20 protein-coding genes are annotated in these 22,994 nt (G+C 66.6%); 9 read left to right on the plus strand and 11 right to left on the minus strand.

The annotated features are described in order from the left end of the window. Positions 1–4: 4 nt before the first annotated feature. On the minus strand, positions 5–2,077 hold the full coding sequence (locus D573_RS0101645) for a TonB-dependent receptor domain-containing protein (RefSeq protein WP_018937431.1): 2,073 nt from the start codon (positions 2,075–2,077) through the stop codon (positions 5–7). Positions 2,078–2,150: 73 nt separating this feature from the next. Further along, on the minus strand, positions 2,151–3,596 hold the full coding sequence (locus D573_RS0101650) for a hypothetical protein (protein ID WP_018937432.1): 1,446 nt from the start codon (positions 3,594–3,596) through the stop codon (positions 2,151–2,153). Between the two features lie 210 nt (positions 3,597–3,806). Here D573_RS0101650 and D573_RS0101655 point away from each other — a divergent pair, with 210 nt between their 5' ends. Next, positions 3,807–4,832, plus strand: a complete 1,026-nt coding sequence (locus tag D573_RS0101655; RefSeq protein WP_018937433.1) for a porin — start codon at positions 3,807–3,809, stop codon at positions 4,830–4,832. 121 nt (positions 4,833–4,953) lie between these two features. Here D573_RS0101655 and D573_RS0101660 read toward each other — a convergent pair whose 3' ends face one another. Together D573_RS0101660 and D573_RS0101665 are read right to left on the minus strand one after the other, a co-directional pair. Further along, positions 4,954–5,826, minus strand: a complete 873-nt coding sequence (locus D573_RS0101660; RefSeq protein WP_018937434.1) for a dienelactone hydrolase family protein — start codon at positions 5,824–5,826, stop codon at positions 4,954–4,956. 118 nt (positions 5,827–5,944) lie between these two features. Continuing rightward, positions 5,945–6,409 carry a tRNA (cytidine(34)-2'-O)-methyltransferase gene (locus D573_RS0101665; RefSeq protein WP_018937435.1) on the minus strand — a complete coding sequence of 155 codons (465 nt, stop codon included), beginning with the start codon at positions 6,407–6,409 and terminating at the stop codon, positions 5,945–5,947. Here D573_RS0101665 and D573_RS0101670 point away from each other — a divergent pair. Continuing rightward, positions 6,408–7,400 carry a dihydroorotate dehydrogenase gene (locus D573_RS0101670; protein ID WP_018937436.1) on the plus strand — a complete coding sequence of 331 codons (993 nt, stop codon included), beginning with the start codon at positions 6,408–6,410 and terminating at the stop codon, positions 7,398–7,400. The two genes, D573_RS0101665 and D573_RS0101670, sit on opposite strands and share 2 nt — an antisense overlap. Before the next feature lie 250 nt (positions 7,401–7,650). Here the strand turns inward: D573_RS0101670 and ntrC are convergent, their stop codons facing one another. From ntrC to D573_RS0101700, 6 genes are all read right to left on the minus strand, one after another. Beyond that, positions 7,651–9,087, minus strand: a complete 1,437-nt coding sequence (gene ntrC / locus D573_RS0101675; RefSeq protein ID WP_018145059.1) for a nitrogen regulation protein NR(I) — start codon at positions 9,085–9,087, stop codon at positions 7,651–7,653. Continuing rightward, positions 9,087–10,184: a nitrogen regulation protein NR(II) gene (gene glnL / locus D573_RS0101680; protein WP_018937437.1), complete on the minus strand. Its 1,098-nt coding sequence runs from the start codon at positions 10,182–10,184 to the stop codon at positions 9,087–9,089. Before glnL ends, ntrC begins: the two co-directional genes overlap by 1 nt. A gap of 188 nt (positions 10,185–10,372) precedes the next feature. Further along, positions 10,373–11,029, minus strand: coding sequence for a DUF4124 domain-containing protein (locus D573_RS0101685; protein WP_018937438.1), 657 nt, complete (start codon positions 11,027–11,029; stop codon positions 10,373–10,375). A gap of 102 nt (positions 11,030–11,131) precedes the next feature. Then, the gene (locus D573_RS0101690; RefSeq protein ID WP_018937439.1) at positions 11,132–11,986 is read right to left on the minus strand and encodes a hypothetical protein; all 855 of its coding nucleotides are present in this window, start codon (positions 11,984–11,986) and stop codon (positions 11,132–11,134) included. Then, on the minus strand, positions 11,986–12,381 hold the full coding sequence (locus D573_RS0101695) for a DUF2782 domain-containing protein (RefSeq protein WP_018937440.1): 396 nt from the start codon (positions 12,379–12,381) through the stop codon (positions 11,986–11,988). The genes D573_RS0101690 and D573_RS0101695 overlap by 1 nt, the downstream gene beginning before the upstream one ends. Further along, entirely contained in the window at positions 12,381–13,106 is a 726-nt protein-coding gene (locus D573_RS0101700; protein ID WP_018937441.1) for a TIGR00730 family Rossman fold protein, read from the minus strand. The genes D573_RS0101695 and D573_RS0101700 overlap by 1 nt, the downstream gene beginning before the upstream one ends. 144 nt (positions 13,107–13,250) lie before the next feature. Here D573_RS0101700 and polA point away from each other — a divergent pair, with 144 nt between their 5' ends. Genes polA through D573_RS0101715 form a run of 3 tightly spaced genes read left to right on the plus strand, consistent with a single transcriptional unit; the run spans position 13,251 to position 17,131 of the window. After that, positions 13,251–15,953 carry a DNA polymerase I gene (gene polA, locus D573_RS0101705; protein WP_018937442.1) on the plus strand — a complete coding sequence of 901 codons (2,703 nt, stop codon included), beginning with the start codon at positions 13,251–13,253 and terminating at the stop codon, positions 15,951–15,953. Beyond that, positions 15,954–16,472 (plus strand): hypothetical protein, encoded by a 519-nt coding sequence (locus tag D573_RS0101710; protein WP_018175969.1) that lies wholly within the window; start codon positions 15,954–15,956, stop codon positions 16,470–16,472. Positions 16,473–16,483: 11 nt separating this feature from the next. Then, on the plus strand, positions 16,484–17,131 hold the full coding sequence (locus tag D573_RS0101715) for an SCO family protein (RefSeq protein ID WP_018937443.1): 648 nt from the start codon (positions 16,484–16,486) through the stop codon (positions 17,129–17,131). A gap of 282 nt (positions 17,132–17,413) precedes the next feature. Here the strand turns inward: D573_RS0101715 and yihA are convergent, their stop codons facing one another. Next, entirely contained in the window at positions 17,414–18,028 is a 615-nt protein-coding gene (gene yihA, locus D573_RS0101720) for a ribosome biogenesis GTP-binding protein YihA/YsxC (RefSeq protein WP_018175968.1), read from the minus strand. Positions 18,029–18,188: 160 nt separating this feature from the next. Here yihA and D573_RS0101725 point away from each other — a divergent pair, with 160 nt between their 5' ends. The 4 genes from D573_RS0101725 to D573_RS0101740 all read left to right on the plus strand — a co-directional run bounded on the left by D573_RS0101725 (position 18,189) and on the right by D573_RS0101740 (position 22,980). Then, on the plus strand, positions 18,189–18,812 hold the full coding sequence (locus tag D573_RS0101725) for a cytochrome c (protein ID WP_018937444.1): 624 nt from the start codon (positions 18,189–18,191) through the stop codon (positions 18,810–18,812). Between the two features lie 266 nt (positions 18,813–19,078). Beyond that, on the plus strand, positions 19,079–21,148 hold the full coding sequence (locus D573_RS0101730) for a cytochrome c biogenesis protein ResB (RefSeq protein WP_018937445.1): 2,070 nt from the start codon (positions 19,079–19,081) through the stop codon (positions 21,146–21,148). A 26-nt stretch (positions 21,149–21,174) separates the two neighbouring features. Further along, positions 21,175–22,347: a c-type cytochrome biogenesis protein CcsB gene (gene ccsB, locus D573_RS0101735; protein ID WP_018937446.1), complete on the plus strand. Its 1,173-nt coding sequence runs from the start codon at positions 21,175–21,177 to the stop codon at positions 22,345–22,347. After that, positions 22,348–22,980: a thiol:disulfide interchange protein DsbA/DsbL gene (locus tag D573_RS0101740; protein WP_018937447.1), complete on the plus strand. Its 633-nt coding sequence runs from the start codon at positions 22,348–22,350 to the stop codon at positions 22,978–22,980. Positions 22,981–22,994: the final 14 nt, after the last annotated feature.

A 22,994-nucleotide genomic window follows, 5' to 3' on the forward strand; every position in this document is an offset into this window, starting at 1 on the left:
CCTCTCACTGTCCGAAATACATCCGCACCCCCGCCATCAAGGTCAGGCCCGGCGCTGGCTCGTAGTAGCGGCCGCCCGCCGCATTGATCCGGATGTTGTCGACATTGTCCGCATCCAGCAGGTTGTTGGCGGCGACGAAGGCCTCGGCGCGGGTATCGCCCTGCTGCCAGAACCGGCCGGCGCGCAGGTTCAGCGTCGTCTGCGGCCCCACCTTCTCCGTGTTCGCGTTATCCGCGTAACGCGACCCCACATGCAGCGCGTCCACGGTCACGAACCAGGGGCCGTCGCGCCAGTCGGCCTCGACGAACAACTGCTCGCGCGGCAGCCCCGGCATCCGGTTGCCGTCGAAGTGCTGGCCCCCGGCATCCGCATACTCCCGAAACTGAAAGCGGTTCAGACTCAGCGCACTGCTCAAGGTCCAGGCCTCCGACGCCCGCCACTCGACACCAAGCTCCACCCCTTCACGCGCCGTACGTCCCGCATTCTCATAGAAATCGCGGAAATCTCCCTCGTCGTCCACGACGATCTCGTCTCGAACCCGCGTGGCATAGACCGAGGCCTCCCAGGAGAGCTGCGGATTCTCGCGCCGGATACCGACCTCGATACTGCGCGCCCGTTGTGGGTCGACCTCGGGATTAAAGCCGCCTCCGCCCTCCGGATTGGCAAACTCGGTGAAGGTCGGGGTCTCGAAGTTGGTCGCCACATTCACGTAGGCGCGATACTCCGGCCGAAAGTGCCAGATCAGCCCGGCCATGCCGCTGGTCTCGTCAAAGGTCCGCCGGCCCGATCGGTCCGTGACGTCATCACCGTCGTCGAACCGCTCGACGAAGTGATCGTCGATGGACATGCGAATACGATCGTGACGGGCGCCGGCCACCAGGTTCCAGTCCGACCCGAGTGCGGTATCGGTCTGCACGAACACACCGCGCGAGCGGGCCCGCTCACGCTGGTCAAGCGCCAGACGGTCGAACGATTCCGGAGCCCGGTCGGCACACTCGCCTTCGTCTGGATCGAAAACCAGCCCGACAGAACAACGGCGAGTGCGGTCATCGCGCTGTTCTTCCAGGTCGATGCCGGTTAGCACACGGGTCGCCCCAACGTCGCGCTCGTACTGGGCATTGACTCCAAAGAAATCGCGCTCGTAGGCGACGCGGGAATCACCGGGGAAGGGCAACTGCTGCGCATAATCGCGCTGGGTCCAGAATCCGCCCAGGCGCAGCTCGCCCCCGGCCAGCGGCTGCTCCCATTGCAGGCCGGTGGTCAGCTGCTCGGCGGACTGGGTACTGTCCAGCGCCGTGGCCAGCGGGGCCGCGGCACGCCGATCCTCGCGCATCTCCTCGCGGGTCAGGCCGCCGGGGTCATCGGTGCGCGGCGCATCGAGGTAGCGCAGGTGAACGTTGAGGGTGCCGGCTTCCAGTTCCGAGGCGGTGTGCAGGCGCAGATAGCGCTTCTCGGCGGTGGACTGTTCGCGGTAGCCGTCGATGGCGAAATCATGTGCGGTCAGGGAATAGCGGTGGGTCCCATGGTTCTGCTCCGCCACCGCTTCGGCGCGACGATAACCGTAGCTGCCCATCAGCACGCCGCCACCGAAGCCGCGCGGATCCCGCCCGTCGCGGGTGCGCGCAGCGATCACGCCGCCAGAGGCGTTGCCGTACAACGCCGCGCTGGGCCCGCGCAGAACCTCGATGTCGCGCAGATTCAGCAGGTCGATCGCATCCACCTGCGACTGCCCGTCCGGCGTGGTCTCGGGGATCCCGTCCTGGAGGATGCGCAGTCCACGCACCCCGAACGGGGCGCGCGAACCGAAACCGCGGATCGAGATTCGCGCATCCTGGGCAAAGTTGTAGCGGTTCTGCGCGAACAGCCCCGGCACACGGTTGAGCGCCTCGTCCAGCTGCAGACCCTGGCGCCCCTCGGTGGCCTGGCGGTCGTCGACCCGGCTGACCGCCGCCGGCAGATCCGCCAGCGGGGTCGCCAGGCGCGGCGCCGTCACCGTGATCTCGACCGGATCGAGCACCGGCGGCGCCTCATCCTCCGCCCATGCCGGGGCGAGCCCCAAGCCTGCCAGGGGAAGCATCAGGACGGCCCCGCTGAATGCGCCACGGGCATCCCGGCCACTCGCACTGAGCAACCGCTTCGGCACGCTGCCGTTACTCCCGGAGAATCAGCCGTTCGGTCAGGAGCTCGCCATGGCCGAGGAAGGCGTCATACAACGCGCGGCTGCGCTCCGCCAGAGGAGAACCCTCTTCCCAGGCGCCGGGCCGATCGAACGCTTCCCCGATGCGGTAGCCATTGCCAACGGCCTGCACGAAGGCCGCGACCGACCGCGTGGTCACCCGGGGGTCGATGACGCGCCCATCGGCGTAACTGAGGGCCGCGGGGATCGTCCCGTCCTCCAGCTGGTAGTCCAGCGCACCCAACAATAACCGGTCGATCGCACGCCCCACCTGGCCTTCCAGCTCCGGGGTGCGCTCGCCGATCAGGCCCGCGGTGCCCTCACGCTCGCGCAGTAGCGAGAAGCCGCCAGTCAGCTGATGTACAAAACGCCACTGCGCCGCGGTATCCACGTAATCGGCGGCTGCTCGGGCATTGCCGTCCTCGAATTTCAGCCGGGCCGGAAGGCCCCAGTCGCGCATCGGGCCATGGCCCGCCATTACCGCACCGGCAATGGCTGCGGCGCGATCCGCCAGGGTCGCGGCGCGTTCGGCATCCGCCGAGTCACCGTACAGGTACAGCATCTCGTAGAGCGCCTTGTGGCCGCGCAACATCGCTCCGATCTGGTCCAGCGACCACTCCGCGCCCTGGTCAAGTTGATAGATGCCGGCCTCCGCGTCCCATGCCGCCTCCGCAGCCTCGGCCATGGCCCGGGCGACCTCCACCAGATCCTCGCGCGAGTGGCCCAGCCAGCCCTCCAGCGCGGCACGCTCCATCTTACCCATATCCTCTGCGCCACCCGGTTTGTCCTGGCGCACCCAGGCGTACGTCGCGGCATGCAGCGCGTCCAGCCCGTAGGCGAAGCCGTCGGCTTCGGAACCATTCGCCGCATGCATGACCCCGTCGGCGTGGCGCTCGTTGACGACATGGCTGGTGAGGATCGAGATCAATGGCGAGGGCGTATGCGTCAGCTCGTCGTACAGACCGAGATGCTCGAAACGCCCGGCGCTGTGATGCATGTGATAGAGGTAGGCCGCATCGGCATAGACCGCCGGGGCCGCCTCGTCATCACCCCCTGCATGCGCCCGGATGCGACCGTCGTCGACCAGCCGACCGTGCACGGTATCCAGCAGCTCCAGCCAGGTCTGGCCGACGGACTGCATGGGATCCTCCGACAGATCCGGCCGGTAGCCCTCATGGCCCAGCTCGCTGTCGCGCATCAGGCGGCCCTTGACGGTCAGCGCCCCCAACACCATGAACGCATCCTCGGCGGCCATGCCCTTGGCATGCACCAGGACCCGCTCGTCCGCATCCAGCCCCTGCGCCACACCCACCGGGGTGGCCTGGGCGTTCGCCATACCCGCCAGTGTGAACGCCACGACCGTGGCCAGCGCCTTTACGGATGTCGTCATGATCTTCTTCCCCTGATGTGTGTTCGACATTCGGGCAGATCGTGTCGCCCTTGCCTGAGCAGACCGGGCACGCTTCGACCGGTTCCCCCGGATAGCCGTTGCGTCTACACAACAGTGTTGCCTTTTAACGCGATCTTCATCGCAGCTTAACCGGGGCGTCACCCGGCCTCCCCATGCTTGCACCCTGTCGAGAGGCACTCGCGTCTCGCCAACGTTCAAACGCAAATAGGGGAGAAATCCATGAACCGCAAGCACCTGCTGACCAGCCTGATCGCCGCCGGCCTGGTCGTCCCGGCCCTGGCCACCGCCGACTGGACGCTGTACGGCCGCGCCCACCTGTCCGCCGACATCCTGGATGACGGCGCCGAATACAACGAATTCAACGTCTCGAGCAATTCCAGCCGCCTGGGCTTCAAGGGCGAGCGCGAATTCCGCGAACAGCTGGTCGGCATGTTCCAGATCGAGCAGCAGATCGATTTCGACACCAACGGCACAAACTTCGCGACCCGCGACACCTTTGTGGGCCTGAAGGGTTCCGAGTGGGGCATGCTGCGGATCGGCAAGTTCGACACCCCGTTCAAGCGCGCCCGTGGCCCGGCCAACTTCTTCGGCGATCAGGTCGGCGATATGCGCAACCTGACTCGCTCACGCGCCCAGACCGGACGTTTCGACGAGCGCTTCAACAACAGCATCCACTACCAGACCCCCAGCTTCGGCGGCCTGACCTGGAACATCCAGTACTCCAACGAGACCGGCGATGCCTCCACCGTGGACGGTGCGACCAACAAGGCCTACTCCACCTCGCTGAATCTCAACATGGGCGACCTGACCGGTGCCCTGGCCTACGAAAAACAGGAAGACGGCGCGATGGATCCGGATGCCTGGCGCCTGGCCGTTGGCTACCGCATCACGCCGGCCTTCCGCATGGGTGCCTTCTACCAGACCTCGGAAACTACCAATGGCGACGAAGCAGATGTGTACGGCCTGGGCGGGCAGTTCCGCCTGACATCGAACATGTACCTGAACGGCCACGCCTTCCAGCTGGATTCCGATCTGGACGATGCCGACGCCACCATGTATGCGCTTGGCCTCGAATACCGTGTCGACAGTGACCTGCGTTTCTACGGCAACGTCGCAATGGTCGACAACGACGCGAACTCCGCCTTGAGCCCCTGGAGTGCGGCCCGCAGTGCCAACCCCGACGATGCCAATCCCCTCGGCCAGACGGCCACGGCACTGTCGATCGGCATGCGCTACGACTTCTAACGCCGTAGCACGGACACCCCGACGGCCAGGACCGCCGGGGTGTCTACCACCCCAGGCCCTGCCGGATTACGCCCCGGCGGGGCCTTTTTCGTTGGTGCCCAGCTCGCGGACGGCAGCGAGGTCAGTCGCGCAGGTGCTGATTGACGAAGCGGGTGACGCGGATCATGGCGTCGCGCGATGCGAGGTCGTCGGCGAAGGTGCGGTTGTTGCCGTTGCGGAAGTCGAAGCCGCGGCCCACGCCCGGGTATTCGATCCAGTGCACTTCGCCCCCGCGGCTTGCGAGACCATCGGCGGCCATGCGCGCGGTGCGGTGGCGCTGGTACTGCTCCTCGTCCCCGATCAGGATCATCATCGGGATCTCGAGCTCGTTGACCTCGTTGGCGTAGCGATACACCTGGTGCGGCTCGCCCAGGTTCGGGTCCTGCAGGTGCGGGTAGTAGCCGGCCCAGCAGGCGACATCCTCGACCTGGCGCTCGAAGGTGACGGCGACCTTGAGCGCCTTGTAGCCGCCACGGGTGATGGAGAGCAGGCAGGCGCGATTGCCAATGATGTCCTCGCGCTCCAACAGCACGTCCAGGCCCTGGTTCAGGTCACCTTCCAGCTCGTAGTCATGGTCCAACGGATGACTCTCCATAAAGCGGCCGGTGTACAGATCCGGCGCCAGCACGACGAAGCCGCGCGCGGCCAGGCGCTTCACGTGCAGTTCGGCCAGATCGTCCAGGCCGCGCCGGCCATGGGTCCAGAGGATTGCGGGATAGTCCTCACCGTCCGCCGGACGGGCGACCATCGCCGGAATGCCGATGCCATCGCGCTCGTATTCGATGCGTTCGATCGCCACCTCGTGGTTTTCGAGATCGGCGTACATGACCCCGTCCTCCCACCAGTCGTCGTCCCACCACCAGTTGTCGGAACCGGTGGGTTCATCGGCCGCCAGCGGGGCCGAGATCAGGGCCGTGGCGGCCAGCAGACAGAAAGAACGCAGCACTGGAAACATCGGAAACCTCTCGTGGTGGACGTACGGACGCGATCGCCCTCGAAAGACGGACGGCGCGGGTGCTTTCTTCCGAGGGTAGTGCAATCCCGCAGGCCGTGCCCATCCCGCCAGGTTGGGATCATGCGCCGCCGGGAAACCCCAGCTGGCGCCAGGCCTCGTAGACCACCACCGCGACGGCATTGGAGAGGTTGAGGCTGCGGCTGCCCTCGCGCATCGGGAGACGCAGGCGATGCTCCGGCGGCAGGGTCTCCAGGACCGACTCCGGCAGACCGCGCGTCTCCGGGCCGAACAACAAGGCATCGCCATCGCGGAAGGTCGGGGCGTCGTAGCGGGCCTGCCCGCGCGTGGTCATGGCGAACACCCGGCCAGGCTGCACCGATTCCCGCCACTGGTCGAGGCTGTCATACTCTTGCACCCGGGCCAGCTCGTGATAGTCGAGCCCGGCGCGGCGCGCCCGCGCACTGTCCAGCTCGAAGCCGAGCGGGTGGATCAGGTGCAGCGCCGCCCCGGTATTGGCCGCCAGACGAATGATATTGCCCGTGTTCGGCGGGATCTCCGGTTCATAGAGGACGATGTGAAGCATGAGTGATTCGCGCACCGATCCGCGGCTGGCCCTGGAATTCTGCGGCCTGCATTTGAACACGCCGCTGGTGCTGCTGTCCGGCTGTGTCGGCTTTGGCGAGGAATACACCCGCGTGGCGGGTTTCTCCAACCGCGATGCCGGGGCCATCTGCCTGAAGGGCACCACGGGCGCCGCACGCCTGGGCAACGCGCCGCATCGCGTCTACGAGACCCCGGACGGGATGCTGAACGCAATCGGCCTGCAGAACCCCGGGGTCGATCACGTGGTGGACCACACCCTGCCGCAGCTGGATTTCGACGAGACGCGCTTCTTCGCCAACGTGTCGGGCTCCACCCTCGAGGAGTACATCGAGGTCACCCGGCGCTTCGACGACTCGCCCATCGACGCCATCGAGATCAACATCTCCTGCCCCAACGTGAAGGAAGGCGGCGTCGCCTTCGGCAATGACCCGGACATGTCCGCCCGGGTGGTCGAGGCCTGCCGCAAGGTCACCTCCAAGCCGCTGATCACCAAGCTCTCGCCCAACCAGACCGACATCGCCGAGAATGCCCGGCGCTGCATCGAGGCCGGCACCGACGCCTTTGCGGTGATCAACACCCTGATGGGCATGGCGGTGGACGTGGAGAACCGCCGCGCGGTCATCGGCAACAACCAGGGCGGGCTGTCCGGCCCGGCGATCAAGCCGATCGCGCTGCTGAAGGTGCAGCAGGTCTACCAGGTGGCCGCGCCGCACAACGTGCCGATCATCGGCCAGGGCGGCGTGATGAACGCCACCGACGCGCTGGAGTTCCTGATCGCCGGCGCCAGCACCGTGGGCGTCGGCACGGGCCTGTTCTACGACGCGCTGTGCCTGCCGAAGATCCTACATGGCATCAGCGACTACATGGACCGCCACGGCTACACCCACGTGCGCGACCTGACCGGCACCCTGCAGCTGAACGGTGCCGTCTCCGCCTGCGCCCCACCCGCTCCGCAGGATCCCACCACCTGAAAGGCCGGTTCACTAAAGAGCCTGTTGACCACGAAGCACACGGAGAAAGGCGCCAATTTTTCAGAGGGGTAGGATGCGTTGAGCCATGCGAAACGCATCGGGGCCGAGCCACCCCGCGTGGCCGATGCGTTTCGCATGGCTCATCGGCATCCTACCCGTAACAAGACGATCCCTGGTTTTCTCCGTGTCCTCCGTGATCTCTGGGGTTAAATCGCTTTTGCCCTTCTTCGTGCCTTCGCGGTGAAAAGACCTACTCGTCGTCGAGGCCGAGTTCCTGGATCTTGCGGGTGAGGGTGTTGCGGCCCCATCCAAGCAGGGCGGCCGCCTGCTGGCGGTGACCACCGGTCGCGTTCAGGGCCTCGCGGATCACCGTGCGTTCCATCTGCGGCAAGACCGAGCCCAGCAGGTCGTGATCGCCGCGCTGCCAGTGCTGACGGGCGACCTGGGCGAGTTCGGCGGTCCAGTCCCGCGGGCCGGCAGCGACACGGACCGGGGCACTCCCGGGCTCGGCACGGCTCTCGGTCGGCTGGTGCAACTCGGCCGGCAGGTCATCCAGGTGCACTTCGCGGCCCGACGCCATCACGGTGAGCCAGCGGCAGGTGTTTTCCAGCTGGCGGACGTTCCCCGGCCACGGCAAACGCTGCAGCTCCGCGACCACCTCGGGGCGCATGGTCTTGGCCTCTACCCCCAGTTCCTGAGCGACCTCGGCCATGAAGTGCTGCACCAGCAACGGGATATCCTCCGGCCGCTCGCGCAGGGAGGGCACGTGGATGCGGATCACGTTCAGGCGGTGGAACAGATCCTCGCGGAACAAGCCCGCGCGGACGCGTTCTTCCAGGTCCTGGTGGGTCGCGGCGATGATGCGCACGTCCACCCGGATCGGGGTATGGCCGCCCACACGGTAGAACGTGCCATCGGACAGCACCCGCAACAGACGCGTCTGCAGGTCGAACGGCATATCGCCGATCTCGTCGAGGAACAGGGTGCCGCCGTCGGCCTGCTCGAAGCGGCCCTTGCGACTCTGGTTGGCCCCGGTGAACGCGCCGCGTTCGTGACCGAACAGTTCGCTTTCCAGGAGATCCTTGGGGATGGCCGCGGTGTTCAGCGCGATCAACGGCTGGTCGGCGCGCGGGCTGTGCTGGTGCAGGGCCCGCGCGACCAGCTCCTTGCCGGTACCGGACTCGCCATTGATCAGCACGGTGATATTGCTGCGCGAGAGCCGCCCGATGGCACGGAACATCTCCTGCATGGCCGGGGCCTCGCCGATGATCGGGGTCTCCTCGATCTCGGGACCGGCGGGGCCGTTCTCCTGCCCGGCACGGCGCGCCTCCAGCGCGCGCTGCACCAGGGCCACGGCCTCGTCCACGTCGAACGGCTTGGGCAGGTACTCGAAGGCCCCGGTCTGGTAGGCGCCCACCGCACTCTCCAGATCGGAGAAGGCGGTCATGATGATGACCGGCGGCGGATCCGGGCGAGTCTGCATGCGAGCAAGGAAATCCAGCCCGTTCAGGCCCGGCATGCGGATGTCGGCGACGATGGTGTCCGGGACCGGATCGCGCTCGAGCGCCGCCCAGGCAGCGTCCGCGGTCTCGAAGCCGCGCACGGCGATCGCGTGACGCTGGAGGGCGCGTTCCAGCACCCAGCGAATCGAGTCGTCGTCGTCAATGATCCAGACGATGGGTTCCATCAGTGCGTCTCCTCCCGGCCCTGGGGGGAATCAATAGGAAGCAGGATGTCGAATGAGGTCGCCCCCGGGCGCGAATGGCATTCGATCAAGCCGTCATGCAGCTGGATCAGGCTCTGGGCAATCGGCAGCCCCAGCCCGGTGCCCTCGGCGCGCCCGGTGACCATCGGGAAAAAGATGCGTTCGCGGATCTCCTCCGGGATGCCGGGACCGTTGTCGCGCACACTCAGTTTGGCCACCAGCCGGTGGCGCTTCCCGGAGATCGTGTACTGGCGCAGGATCCGCGAGCTCAGGGTGATCTGCCCCCCGTCTTCCAGTGCATGCACCGCGTTCTGCACCAGGTTGAGGATCGCCTGCACCAGCATGTCGCGATCGGCCTGCACGTCGGGAATACTGGGGTCGTAGTCGCCGCGGATCTTCAGCCCCAGCGGCAGTTGCACGCTGACCAGGCCCCGGACGTGCTCCAGGACCTCGTGCAGATTGACGGCCTCGCGCCGCGGCATGTTGTTCGGCCCCAGCATGCGGTCGACCAGGCTGCGCAGGCGGTCCGCCTCGCGAATGATGATCTGGGTGTATTCCTTGAGGCCCGAGTCGTCCAGCTCGCTGGCGAGCAACTGCGCCGCGCCGCGCAGCCCGCCCAGCGGGTTCTTGATCTCGTGCGCCAGCCCACGGGTCACTGCACGGGTGATCGCCTGCTGCTTCTGCAACTGTTCCTCGCGGCTGATGCGCTCGTGGCGATCGATGGCGTTCAGTTCGAACAGCAGCTGGCCCGGCCGCTCGCCGGCGGCGTGCAGTGGCGTGATGATCACGTCGGCCAGGAAGCTGTCGGCTCGGAGGGGCTCCATCTGACGGGCACGCAGCGTGATCGGCTGATCCAGGGTCAGCGCCGAACGCAGGCGGTTGGCCAGATTCCGGTCCAGCTTGAGCCATTGCCCCAGTCCGTGGCCGACGATGCGTTCGCGACTAAGCCCGAGCAGGACCTCGGCCGCACTGTTCAGGCTGAGCAGGCGCAGTTCCGCATCGGTCACCAGCACGGCCGTGGAGAGGTCGTCCCACCAGGGCGGGGTGGTCATACCGGGATTGGCAGCGGGCGTAGTCATCGAAAGGCCTCAAGCAGGAATCGCGCCAAGCGAAAATCGCCGGGCGGGACGCTGAAGCCGAGGGCTGCGTCACACCAGAAGCCTGGCCGCCGACACCCTTGAAACCGAAACGCCCCAGAGTGGTGCAATAATAGCACCAATCTGGGGCGTCAACCGCACCACTTCGGTGCGCTATGCGAGTGCCGGCGTCAATTCGGGCCAGGCGTCACCGGCTGCGGCGCCCGGGGAGCCTGCGGTGCCTGCGGTGCCTGCGGTGCTCCGCCCGACGGAAACTGCTGGGGCCGTTGCTGCTGTTGCTGACTGCGCGGGATGGCCATGCGCAGCACGTTGAACTCGATGGTATCGCTGGCGCCCAGTTCCTGACCCGACTCGTCCACGACCCGCGCCTGCAGGGTATAGGCACCGCGGTTCAGGCCCTGGAAGGTCGCGCTCGTCGAGGCCCCCTCGCCGGCAGCCTCCCCGTCCAGCAACCAGACCACACGGTGACCGGCATCGGCGTCAAGCGCCGGTTCAATCTCGAGCTCCGCGGTCACATTGCCATCGTTCGCCCGCACGCCCTCGCCATCCCCCGGCCGCGCGATAGCGACCCGCTGGTAGGCACCCTCCGCTTCGGGCTGACCGCGCGGGCGCACGGGGCGCTCGAGGATCTCGCGCGCGCCCTCCAGCGGCACGCCCCGCATCGGCTCACGCACATCGACCGATTCGCTACGGCTCCCCTCGGGGGGGCGGTCGCCGAAGTGGACATTGCCTTGATCGTCGGTCCAGCGATAGACGTCGGCACTCAGGAGCGCAGGGGCGAGAAGGGCGGCCAGGGGCAACGCCAGCCAGACAGCGATTCGGAACATGGGCTTTCCTCCTTGGAAGGCACGGATCCACGACCCCGCCTCGTTGTGTTTGCGAACGACTGGCCCAGGCGCCCCACACGTCAGTGCGGGCCGACTGGGCCCTCAAGCCGCGGCGCGAACCCAGATACCCTGCAAGCGAGCCGCTTCTGCCTGAAGGGCTGCCAGCCGTTCGCGCTCGGTGCGCCCATCGGCCCCGGCCTCCAGTGCGGCAAGCCAGTCGTCCAGCGCAGCCAGGCGCAGCAGGGTTGGCGCCGCCCCTCGCTCGATGGCGGTCAACGGCCGCCGTCCGTTATATCCGGACAGCAACGCCCGGTAGCCCTCGGCATCCGGCCGCCCCGCGTCATCCACGGCGACCGCCAGGGCGAGCCGTGCAACCTGCCAGAAGGCCGGCACCGGCGCGGGCGGGAGGACCAGATCGGCCAGGCCGGCGCCCTCCGGATAGATGCGGACCGTCTGCCAGACGCTTCCCGCCAGCGGCAGGTCCTCGAAACGGTACAGCCCCTGATGGTGCAGCTCGGTATCCAGGATCGTCCGCGATTCGGCATCCAGCGAAGACGTGATTGTGTCCGCACGCTCACGCATCCTCTGCTGCAGCACGCCGCGGCGGTAGCCGTCTCCAGCGGGCAGGGCGCCGGCCGTGTGGCGGCCCTGCCAGTCGGCCGCGCGCTCGCCCAGGGCCTCCAGGCTGCCAGGCCCCTCGGCCGCGACCGTGCCCTGAATGGCCTGGCCACGCTCGAGCACCAGGACCACCTGCCCGGCCGCATCATCCGTACCCCGGCCGATCACGCGGCCACAGCCAGCAGGGACCTCGGCGACGGCCTGCTCCAGGGCCGGCGCCGCGGCGGCCGGCAGGCGCAGGCACTGCACCGGCCGGCCGTCGAGTTCCGGCCCCTCGGGACCGACCGTCAGTGCCAGATCGGCAAGCTCGCCGCAGCGCTGAATTTCGGATTCATTCATTACCATCGGAAAATCACCCAGGACGGGGGTACAAAGTCGGGATCCAGCTCGTTGCGGCGACCATCCAGCGTGCCATCGCCGGTGGTATCAATCAGGTAGTAGGTCGGGCCGACCGCGGGCGTAACCTCGACCATGACCAGCTCGCCCCCCATGCGGTACTCGCGCCGCGTCTCGCCATCGCGCTCGATAATGATGATGTCGGCTCCTTCCAGGGAGCGCTGCTCGCGGGCGCGCTCGTCCAGCACCGGAGGCGACGGGTCGGCAGCCTCGTCCAGTTCCGGCGGCGGCGGGGCACCCCCCCACTCGCGGTCTTCCTGCGCCAGCGCCAAACCGGGCACCAGCAGCAGGGCCGCCAGCAGCGACAGGGGCAGGCTCAGGCGGATCGGGGGCATCATCACAGCTCCATCAGTCGTTTCTTTTCTTCCCCGGACGGCTCGAAGCTGCGCGTCTCGTAGTGCTCGAAGATCGCGCTCACCACGTCCTCCGGCGAATCTACCAACGAGTATAGCTGCAGGTCCTCCTGGTCGATGGTGCCCTGTTCCACCAGGGTATCCTGGAACCAGTCGAGCAGCCCCTTCCAGAACTCGCTGCCCACGAGGACCACGGGAATACGTCGGGTCTTGCCGGTCTGCACCAGCGTCAGGATCTCCGCCAGCTCGTCCAGCGTGCCAAAGCCGCCCGGCAGGACCACGTAGGCGGATGCATACTTCACGAACATCACCTTGCGCGAAAAGAAGTGGCGAAAGCCGAGCCCGATGTCCTGATAGGGATTGGCACTTTGCTCGTGGGGCAGCTGGATGTTCAGGCCGATGCTGGGCGAGTGCCCGGCGAAGGCCCCCTTGTTGGCCGCCTCCATGATGCCCGGTCCGCCGCCGCTGACGACGGCAAAGCCGGCATCCGAGAGCTGCCGCGCGGTGGTCTCGCCCAGTTGGTAATAACGATGCTCCGGGGGAAAGCGGGCGGAGCCGAAGATGCTCACCGACGGCTTGATGTGCGCCAGGCGCTCGAAGCCCTCCACGAACTCCCCCATGATCTGGAAGATCTTCCAGCTCTCGCGGGTCAGGGCAGAGTCATCAATCGGGCGCAGGCCCGGGTGTTCGGCACGTTCACGGTTGTTCATGCGGCGGGTTCCTCGGATGGAGACTCAAGCGTAACGGGCGCCCCGCGTCCATACAAACGTGTCCATACAAATGGCCCGCACGAATGGGCGCCCCACGACCAGCCCTGTAGAATAGCGCGCGTTCCCTGTCCGGATTCCGCCTGCATGTCGCAACCGCCCCTCGTCCTGGTCGACGGCTCCTCCTACCTGTTCCGCGCGTTCCACGCCCTGCCGCCACTGACCGCGCCGGATGGCGCCCCGACCGGCGCGATGATTGGTGTGGCCAACATGCTGCGCAAGCTGCGCGCGGACTACGGGCCGGAACACATGGCGGTGGTGTTCGACGCCAAGGGCAAGACCTTCCGCGATGACATCTACCCCGAATACAAGGCCACCCGCCCCCCGATGCCGGATGAGCTGGCGGCCCAGATCGAGCCCCTGCACGAGCTGGTCCGGGCGATGGGCCTGCCGCTGCTGTGCGTCGGGGGCGTCGAGGCCGACGACGTGATCGCGACCCTGGCCGACCAGGCGGCACGCGCCGGCCACGCGGTGGTGATTTCCACCGGCGACAAGGATCTCGCCCAGCTGGTGGATGACCGCATCACGCTGGTGAACACCATGAGCGGCGTCACCCTGGACCCGGACGGCGTGCGGGAGAAGTTCGGCGTCGCCCCGGAGCAGATCGTCGATTATCTCGCGCTCATGGGCGACAGCGTCGACAACATCCCGGGCGTCGACAAGGTCGGCCCGAAGACCGCGGCCAAGTGGATCGCGAAGTACGGCGACCTCGACACCATCCTCGAGCAGGCCGACGACATCGGCGGCAAGATCGGCGAGAACCTGCGCGCGGCCACCGACCGGTTGCCGACCTCGCGCGAGCTGATCACGGTCAAGCGCGATGTCCCGCTGGAGGTCGGTCCCGACGACCTGGCCATCCAGGAACCGGACCACGACCGCCTGCTGGAGATGGTGCGCCGCTATGGCTTCACCCGCTGGCGCGCGGAACTGGAGAGCGACAACGGCGAAGCCGCCGGTGGCACCCCCGGACCGGCGCAGGCGCAGGGCCACTACCAGACCCTTCGCGAAGAGGCCGATTTTGCCCGTCTGCTGGAGCGCCTGGAACAAGCCGAGCGTGTCGCCTTCGACACCGAGACCACCAGCCTGGACGCGATGCGCGCCGAGCTTGTGGGCATGTCGTTCGCGTTCGAGCCAGGGACGGCGTACTACCTGCCGCTCGCCCATACCGGGCCGGATGCTGATCCGCAGTTGCCATTCGACGATGCTTTGGAGCGCCTGAAGCCCTGGCTGGAATCGGCGGACCACGGCAAGCTGGGCCATCACCTGAAGTACGACCGCAACGTGCTGGGCAATCACGGCATCACCCTGCGCGGCATTCAGGACGATACCCTGCTCGAATCCTTCTGCCTGGACGCGGGTGCCAACCGCCACGACCTGGATTCCCTGGCCGAGCGCCACCTGGACTACAAGACCACGCACTACGAGGACGTGGCCGGCAAGGGCGCGAAGCAGATCCCGTTCGCCGAGGTGGATATCGGCATCGCCACTGATTACGCCGGCGAGGATGCCGACATCTGCCTGCAACTGGATGCGGTGTTCCAGCCGCGCCTGAAGGAAGCGGAAGGCCCGGCGTTCGTCTACCGCGAGATCGAGATGCCGCTGGTCCCGGTCCTGGCGGATATCGAGCGCGCAGGCGTGAAGGTCGACCCGGACCAGCTCGGCGCGCAGAGCCAGGCGCTGCTGACCGAGATGGAGCGTATCGAGCGCGAGGCCTTCGAGGAGGCCGGCGGCGAGTTCAACCTCGGCTCGCCCAAGCAGATCCAGGAGATCCTGTTCGAACGCCTGGGGCTGCCGGTGCTGCGGCGCACGCCCAAGGGCCAGCCCTCGACCGCCGAGGACGTGCTGGAACAGATGGCGGGTGACTACGCCCTGCCACGCCTGATCCTGGAGCACCGCGGGCTGTCCAAGCTGCGCAGCACCTACACCGAGACCCTGCCCCGGCGCATCCACCCCAAGACCGGGCGGGTGCATACGTCCTATCACCAGTCGGGCGCGGCCACCGGACGCCTGTCGTCGTCGGAACCGAACCTGCAGAACATCCCGGTGCGCACCGAGGCCGGGCGGCGCATCCGCCAGGCCTTCATCGCCGAACCGGGCCACCAGCTGCTGGCGGCCGACTACTCGCAGATCGAGCTGCGCATCATGGCCCACCTGTCGCAGGACGCGGGCCTGCTGCGCGCCTTCGCCGAGGGGCAGGACATCCACCGCGCGACCGCCGCCGAGGTCTTTGGCACAGAGCCAGACCAGGTCTCGAACGACCAGCGCCGGGCGGCCAAGGCGATCAACTTCGGCTTGATCTACGGCATGTCCGCCTGGGGGCTGGCGCGCAACCTCGGCATCGAGCAGGGCGAGGCGCGCGAATACATCGACCGCTACTTCAATCGCTATCCCGGCGTGCACGACTATATGGAGAAGGCGCGCGCCAGCGGGCGCGAGAACGGCTATGTCGAGACGCTGTTCGGTCGCCGCCTGTACCTGCCGGAGATCAACAGTCGCAACGGCGCCCGGCGCCAGCAGTCCGAGCGCGTCGCGATCAACGCCCCGATGCAGGGCACGGCCGCCGACATCATCAAGCGCGCGATGGTACGGGTCGCGAACGACCTGTCAGAGGCGCGAATCGATGCCCGCATGATCATGCAGGTACACGATGAACTCGTATTCGAAGTCGCCGACGACGCACTGGATGCGTTGACCGACCTCGTGCGCCAGGCCATGAGCGGCGCCGCCGATCTCGACGTGGAGCTGGTGGTGGATATCGGCGTCGGCGCCAACTGGGACGATGCGCACTAAATGACGGACGCGCCCGCCATGCGCTTCAATCGGGTCGCCCCCTGGCTGGTCGCGATCCTGTTGCTGGCTACGGCCTGGGTGCTGGCTGATCGCTATCTGGACACCGGCGGTTCGGGCGACGTCACGATTCTCCAGCCGGGCGAGTGCGATCTGAACGTCGCCCCCTGCACCGCCACCCATCCGGCAGGCGGCACGCTCACCCTCGAGATCGCGCCGCGCCCGGTGCCGATGCTGCAACCCCTGGCCCTGACCCTGGATCTGGATGCGACCGCGCGGACCCACTTGGGCGACCCGGAGGCACTGGAACTGGACCTGGCCGGGGTGGAGATGTACATGGGCTTCCAGCGCCCGCGACTGGAACATACCGGCGACGGCCGCTACACCGGCGAGACGACGCTGCCCATCTGCACCACCGAGGCCATGACCTGGGCCGCCACCGTCATGCCCGCGGGCGACCCCGATGCGGCCCGGGTCCAGTTCCGCTTCGTCACCCGCCGCAGCCACAGCGACACACCCTGAGGGAGATCGACATGCAGCGCATTCCGCTGAGCAGCCTGTTATGGGCGCTGGCCGTGCTGGCGGCCGGCGCCCTGCTCGTCTTCGTGATGCTCCGCCCGGCACCGCCGCCCGTGCCCCAGGGGGCCGACCACGAACGCCTGCCGGTGGCGGATGCGGTATCCGGCGGGCCGATCGAACTGCCGGTATCCACCGAGGGCAACCGGTTCCGGCTCGCGGACCTGGAAGGGCAATACGTCTGGGTGTACTTCGGCTACACCGCCTGCCCGGATGCCTGCCCCACCAGCCTGGGCTGGATCAGCGCCGCGCTGGATCGCCTGCCCCCGGAACTGGAGGACAAGGTGGCCGCGGTACTGGTGAGCGTCGACCCGGAACGCGACGACGCCCAGCGCCTGGAAACCTACGTCGGCCACTTCCACCCGGCCATCCAGGCCGCCACGGGTTCCCACGAGGAGCTACGTCCCATCACCGAACGCTACGGGGTGTTCTACGAGCGCACCGAGATCGACTCGGCCATGGGGTATGTGGTGGATCACAGCTCTTCCACCTACCTGATCGGGCCCGAAGGCGAACTCCTGGAGATCCACCCGCACGGGACATCGGCAAGCGAGCTGGTGGCTACCTTGCAGGCCCGAATGGAGGGCCATGAAGGCCGCGAATAAGTTCGCCCCTTTCACGCAGAACGCCTGTGTAAGGCCGGGGCAATCGATTCTGTGAAAAAAATCGCAATCCAGACGGATCCGGCCGGAACTTTGCCCGGACGACGCTTTCTCACTTCATAAGCGCTCTAGCCCAGCGCGGCCCGCTTCTCTCCCTGAGCGGGCACTAGGCCTCTCCACCCCCTGTAGAGGCCGAAATTAGCCCCGGTCCCACCCCAAGGCCGGGGCTTCTTTTTGTCCAAGCCTCCTGACCCAACGCCTGACACCCGGACCCATGCCCGCGGGTCAATCGGACTCGTGGTCGACCAGCCAGTCGCCGAGCAGGCCGCGCAAATCGTCCACGCCCTGGTTTTTCAGGGAAGAAAAGGTCTGCAGCGTCGCCTCCACGCCCATGACCTCGAGCTCGCCATGGGCCTTGCGCAGCTGCCGATCGGCCTCCTGGCGCGAGAGCTTGTCCGCCTTGGTCAACACACAGTGCAGGCGGCAGCGCTCCAGCGGGACCCACTCCAGCAGCTGGCGATCCAGGTCCGTCAGCGGGCGGCGGATATCCATGATCAGCACCAGCCCGATCAGGTTTTGGCGCGTCCGCAGATATGCCCCCAGCAACTGGTCCCACTCGGCCCGCTTGCCGGCCGAGACCTTGGCGAAGCCGTAACCCGGCAGGTCCACCAGCCGCCAGTGCTCGGCCGGCGGCAGGCTGAACAGGTTGATCTCCTGGGTGCGTCCCGGTGTGCGCCCGACCCGCGCCAGTGCCTTGCGCCCGCACAGGGCATTCAGGGCACTCGACTTACCGGCATTGGAACGCCCGGCAAAGGCGATCTCGACGCCGGCATCCTCGGGGAGCTGGGATAGCTGAGCCACCCCGCGCATGAAGGCGGTCTCGCGGAATCGGGGTTGCATGGGAGGATACAGTCCTTGGCCGAGTGCGGGGCTCGGTTTATTTTTGAGTACAAATTAGCATTGTGCTATAAACTGCGCCCCTTATGTTGATCGCCCTACCATGGGGCACAAGGAACGGGTCGAGACCCGGCACGCATTTACAAGCAGGAGATTCTCCATCATGAACCACAAGCTTTCCGCTCTCTTTGCTGCCCTGTCCGTATCCCTGCTGCTCCCGCTGTCGGCGGCCCAGGCGGGCGATCCTCAGCGCGGCCAGGAACTCTCCCAGTCCTGCGCGGCTTGCCACCAGGCTGACGGCAACAGCGTCAACCCGGAATGGCCCAAGCTCGCCGGCCAGCACCCGAAGTACACCACCAAGCAGCTGCAGGATTACAAGTCCGAGCGCCGCGTGAACAGCCTGATGCTGGGCCAAGTCGCCAACCTGGACGAGCAGGACATGCGCGACCTTGCGGCGTTCTACGCCGAACAGAGCATCAGCAGCGGCACCGCCGACGAAGACGTCGTCGAGCGCGGCGAACAGATCTACCGCGGCGGCATCCCGTCGCAGAATGTCGCCGCCTGCATCGCCTGCCACGGCCCCAACGGCAACGGCAATCCGGAAGCGATGTTCCCGGCCGTCGCCGGCCAGCACGCGCAGTACAGCGCCGACCAGCTGCGCTACTTCCGCAGCGGCGATCGCGCCAACGACAACGGTCGCATGATGCGCAACGTCGCGCGCAACATGTCGGATTCCGACATCGAGGCCGTGTCCCAGTACATGGCCGGCCTGCAGACCGGTAACTGATCCGGTCCGCAGTTGCGCCGCGCAGGATGGGCGGCGAAGCGACCCAGGGAAGGGGCGGCCTCGGCCGCCCCTTTTTTTTGGGCGCAAGAAAAACACGCTTTGCGGGAATGCCTTCGTAGCCGCTTGCGTCATGGTGGGGCACGACCGAACTCCTCGGCACTCCATCGGTCCACCCAGTGCTCGCGGAACGCCCGTGCAGTTTGTCTTGGAAATTGAACCCCCTCGGGTTGCTTCGCATAGTCGCCAGGGTTAAAGCAGGTTTCAGAATGTCGAATATCGATCAGGCCGCAGACGCCGGCCCGTCCTCCGCATCTCGCCAGAAAGCCGCCCGCAAGCCGCGGCGCAGCCGCATCCTTGTGGATTTCATGGGCTCGATGACCCTCGCGATCACCCTGCTGGTGGCGCTGTCCATCGCCTCCGTGATCGGCACCGTACTGGTGCAGAACGAGCCCTATACGGAGTACCTGATGGATTTCGGGCCGTTCTGGCACGAGATCTTCGCCGGGATGGGCCTGTATCAGGTGTACTCCGCCACCTGGTTCCTGCTGGTGGTGGCCTTCCTGGTCATCTCCACCTCCTTCTGCGTCTACCGCCAGTCGCCCGGACTGCTGAAGGACCTTCGCCGCTATAACCTGCAGGTCAAGGAAAAGTCCCTGCGCTCGTTTCACTCGAGCGCCACCGGCGACCTCGACCAGCCGCAGGACGAATTCGTCCAGCACGCCCATCGGGTGCTGAAGGCCCAGGGCTTCAAGGCCCGCGAGAAGAACAGCGATGGCCAGACCGTTATTGCCGCGATGCGCGGGCGCTGGAACCGCCTGGGCTACCTGCTGACCCATGTCGGTATTGTCGTCATCTGTGTCGGCGCCCTGGCCGATGGCACGACCCTGCTCAAGATCAACGAATGGCTGGGGAACCTGGAGATCGAGACCCGCAGCGTGCCGATCTCCGAGGTCCCGCGCTCGGCCTGGATCCCGGACTGGAACCCGTCCTTCCGCGGTTCGGTGGAGATCCCCGAGGGCGCCTCGGCCAACGTGGTCTTCCTGCCGATGCGGGAGGGCTATTTCGTCCAGGAACTGCCGTTCCGCATCGAACTGGAGGAGTTCCGCATTGAGCGCTTCTCCACCGGCGCCGAGAGCTCCTACGAATCGGACCTGATCATCCACGATCCGAACCGCGACGAGCCGCTGCGGCATACGATCTCGGTCAACTATCCGCTGATCTACAACGGCTACGCCATCTTCCAGGCCAGTTTTGCCGACGGCGGCACCCGCCTGGACATCGACGCCATCCCGCTGGGTCCCGAGGCGCTGCAAGCGCTCGAAGTCCCCGGCCGCGTGTTCCAGGAGATGGACATCCCGACCCCGGATGGCGATACCCGCACCATCGAGTTCACCAACTTCCAGCTGGAGAACGTGGTCCCGCTCCTGAATGAAGAAGGCGTGCGCGAAAACCGGCACATGGGCCCGAGCTTCGACTTCCGCCTGATGGATCGCACCGGCCATGGCCTGTACTACCGCAACTACCAGCGCCCGGCCCTGCAGGAAGGGGCGATGTATTTCCTGAGCGGCGTGCGCGAGAGCCCGGCCGACGAGTTCCATTACCTGTTCCTTCCGGCCGATGCCGACAACTCGCTGGAACGTTTCCGCACCTATCTGGCCATGCTGCACAACCCGGAGGTGCGCAACGAGATCGCCCGCCAGGTCGCCCGTGACGACGACACCGTCGAGGGGTCGCAGAACCAGGCGATTGCGCAAACCGCGGCCGAACTCATGGGCCTGTTCGCCCAGGGCGGCTACATGGCCGTGCACAACGAGATCGAACGCCGCGTCCCGGCCGATCGCATCGAGGAAGTACGTGACCTGATGGTCCGCATCCTTCACGCCGGCCTCCAGGGGCTTTACATGGAGGTCCTGCAGGACGAGGGTGTGGTCTCGATCCAGGAAGAAGAACAGCGCTTCCTGGAGGACACGATCTCGGCGATCAACGCGATCAGCCTGTATCAGTCGCCGTTCTTCTTCCACCTGAAGGACTTCGAGCACCGCGAGGCCTCGGGCCTGCAGATCGCCCGCGCCCCGGGCCAAAGCACGGTGTACGTCGGCAGCACGATGCTGATCGTCGGGATCTTCCTGCTGTTCTACGTGTCCTATCAGCGCCTGTGGATCATGGCGCGGCGGCGCGAGGACGGCGAAGGCACCCACGTGGTGATGGCCGGCACCAGCAACCGCCATCAAGTGGAATTCGAGGAACGTTTCGCGCATCTTAAGCGCTGGATCATCGAGCAAAAGCCGGTCCGTTCGGACTCGGCTGGCGACGACAGTCACAACAAGAACGCCTGACCCGCGCGTCACCGGAGGAGCACACCATGTCTGTACCCCACGAGGCCCTGGATTTCGAACGGCCCGGTTTCTTCCGCCAACTGCAGTTGCGCGACTGGGCCTACTTTGCACTGATGGCCGCCGTAGCGGTGATCTCGCTGACGCTCTTCGGCGAGAACATGGACCGCTACGACATCGGCGGCCTGATCCTCGCGGTCGGCACCAGCGCCTGGATGGGCTGGTTCTGGCGCCCATGGCAGGCCTTCTCGGTCATCGTCGGGGTGCTGGCGCTGTTCGGCATCTGGCTTTACGGCGACAGCCTGGCCGCCAACGAGACCAATTTCTGGCTGAACTACATCGGTTCCGGTCAGGCCGGTGTCATGTGGATGAGCGTGTTCCTCTATCTCTCCACTGTCGCCTACCTGATGGGCCTGTTCTCCAATTCCGATTTCCCCGCCCGCGTAGGTGCCGCCTTCGCCTGGGTCGGCGCGGGTGCCGGGACCATGGCCCTGCTGGTGCGCTGGCGCGAGATCTACCTGACCGACCCGACCTGGGGCTACATCCCGGTGGCCAACCTCTACGAGGTGTTCATCCTGTTTGCGGCCCTGACTGCGCTGATGTACCTGTACTACGAGCAGCGCACCGGCTCGCGCAACATGGGCGCCTTCGTGATGCTCATCATCGCGGCCGCGGTCACCTTCCTGCTGTGGTACATGTTCACCCGCGACGCGCACATCGTAGAACCGCTGGTGCCGGCGCTGAACAGCTGGTGGATGAAGATCCACGTACCCACCAATTTCGTGGGCTACGGTGGCTTTGCCATCGCGGCGATGCTCGGCGTCGCCTTCCTGATCCGCGATCGCCTGGAACGCACGCGGCCGGACGCCGCGATCACCCAGCGCATCCCGTCCAAGGACACCCTGGACAGCGTGATGTACAAGGCCATCGCGATCGGCTTCGCCTTCTTCACTATCGCCACCGTGCTGGGCGCGATGTGGGCGGCCGAGGCCTGGGGCGGCTACTGGTCCTGGGACCCGAAGGAGACCTGGGCGCTGATCGTCTGGCTGAACTACGCGGCCTGGCTGCACATGCGCTTTACCAAGGGCTGGCGCGGGCCGACCATGGCCTGGTGGGCGATCGTGGGCCTATTCATCACGACCTTTGCGTTCCTGGGCGTGAACATGTTCCTGTCCGGCCTGCATTCCTACGGAGAACTGTAAATGAAGCGTCGTGAATTCATGGGCGCCCTGGGCGGCGCCGGCCTGCTGCTCGCCACCGGTACCAGCCTCGCGGCCGAATACCGCGAAGGTCAGCACTACCGCGCCATCCAGCCGCCGCTCGACACCGGCCTGGAGGACGGCAAGATCCAGGTCGTCGAGATCTTCTGGTATGGCTGCCCGCACTGCTACGAATTCGAGCCCAAGGTCCAGGCGTGGAAGCCCGGCCTGGCCGACGACGTACAGTTCGAATACCTGCCGGCACCGATGAACGATGTCTGGGCGCTGCATGCCCGGGTCTACTACACCGCCGAGAAACTGGGCGTGCTCGACGAGGTGCATCAGGCGTTCTACGACGCGATCCACGATCAGGGCCGCCAGCTGCGCTCGGAAAGCGCCATCCTGCGCTTCATCAACCAGCGCGGACTGGACGCCGACGAGTTCCGCGAAACCATGCGCTCCGACGCGATTCGCCAGCGGATCGTCGAGGCCACCGAGGCGGTACAGGACTACGGCGTGGGCGGCGTCCCCACCCTGGTCGTCAATGGCGAGGCTATCGTCTCTGCCAGCATGGCCGGCGGGCACGACGAAATGCTGGAGGTTGCCGACTACCTGATCGAACGTGCCCGCGGCTAACGCGGGCCCGTTCC

Origin of the sequence: Thioalkalivibrio sp. AKL9 (genome assembly GCF_000377825.1) — a bacterium.
GTDB classification, from domain to species: Bacteria; Pseudomonadota; Gammaproteobacteria; order Ectothiorhodospirales; family Ectothiorhodospiraceae; genus Thioalkalivibrio; species Thioalkalivibrio versutus.

Excerpts from the sequence above, each read along its gene's own strand:
- D573_RS0101645 (WP_018937431.1), bottom strand. The coding sequence starts at position 2,077 with ATGCTTCCCCTGGCAGGCTTGGGGCTCGCCCCGGCATGGGCGGAGGAT.
- D573_RS0101650 (WP_018937432.1), bottom strand. The coding sequence starts at position 3,596 with ATGTCGAACACACATCAGGGGAAGAAGATCATGACGACATCCGTAAAG.
- D573_RS0101655 (WP_018937433.1), top strand. The coding sequence starts at position 3,807 with ATGAACCGCAAGCACCTGCTGACCAGCCTGATCGCCGCCGGCCTGGTC.
- D573_RS0101660 (WP_018937434.1), bottom strand. The coding sequence starts at position 5,826 with ATGTTTCCAGTGCTGCGTTCTTTCTGTCTGCTGGCCGCCACGGCCCTG.
- D573_RS0101670 (WP_018937436.1), top strand. The coding sequence starts at position 6,408 with ATGAGTGATTCGCGCACCGATCCGCGGCTGGCCCTGGAATTCTGCGGC.
- D573_RS0101665 (WP_018937435.1), bottom strand. The coding sequence starts at position 6,409 with ATGCTTCACATCGTCCTCTATGAACCGGAGATCCCGCCGAACACGGGC.
- ntrC (WP_018145059.1), bottom strand. The coding sequence starts at position 9,087 with ATGGAACCCATCGTCTGGATCATTGACGACGACGACTCGATTCGCTGG.
- glnL (WP_018937437.1), bottom strand. The coding sequence starts at position 10,184 with ATGACTACGCCCGCTGCCAATCCCGGTATGACCACCCCGCCCTGGTGG.
- D573_RS0101685 (WP_018937438.1), bottom strand. The coding sequence starts at position 11,029 with ATGTTCCGAATCGCTGTCTGGCTGGCGTTGCCCCTGGCCGCCCTTCTC.
- D573_RS0101690 (WP_018937439.1), bottom strand. The coding sequence starts at position 11,986 with ATGAATGAATCCGAAATTCAGCGCTGCGGCGAGCTTGCCGATCTGGCA.
- D573_RS0101695 (WP_018937440.1), bottom strand. The coding sequence starts at position 12,381 with ATGATGCCCCCGATCCGCCTGAGCCTGCCCCTGTCGCTGCTGGCGGCC.
- D573_RS0101700 (WP_018937441.1), bottom strand. The coding sequence starts at position 13,106 with ATGAACAACCGTGAACGTGCCGAACACCCGGGCCTGCGCCCGATTGAT.
- polA (WP_018937442.1), top strand. The coding sequence starts at position 13,251 with ATGTCGCAACCGCCCCTCGTCCTGGTCGACGGCTCCTCCTACCTGTTC.
- D573_RS0101710 (WP_018175969.1), top strand. The coding sequence starts at position 15,954 with ATGACGGACGCGCCCGCCATGCGCTTCAATCGGGTCGCCCCCTGGCTG.
- D573_RS0101715 (WP_018937443.1), top strand. The coding sequence starts at position 16,484 with ATGCAGCGCATTCCGCTGAGCAGCCTGTTATGGGCGCTGGCCGTGCTG.
- yihA (WP_018175968.1), bottom strand. The coding sequence starts at position 18,028 with ATGCAACCCCGATTCCGCGAGACCGCCTTCATGCGCGGGGTGGCTCAG.
- D573_RS0101725 (WP_018937444.1), top strand. The coding sequence starts at position 18,189 with ATGAACCACAAGCTTTCCGCTCTCTTTGCTGCCCTGTCCGTATCCCTG.
- D573_RS0101730 (WP_018937445.1), top strand. The coding sequence starts at position 19,079 with ATGTCGAATATCGATCAGGCCGCAGACGCCGGCCCGTCCTCCGCATCT.
- ccsB (WP_018937446.1), top strand. The coding sequence starts at position 21,175 with ATGTCTGTACCCCACGAGGCCCTGGATTTCGAACGGCCCGGTTTCTTC.
- D573_RS0101740 (WP_018937447.1), top strand. The coding sequence starts at position 22,348 with ATGAAGCGTCGTGAATTCATGGGCGCCCTGGGCGGCGCCGGCCTGCTG.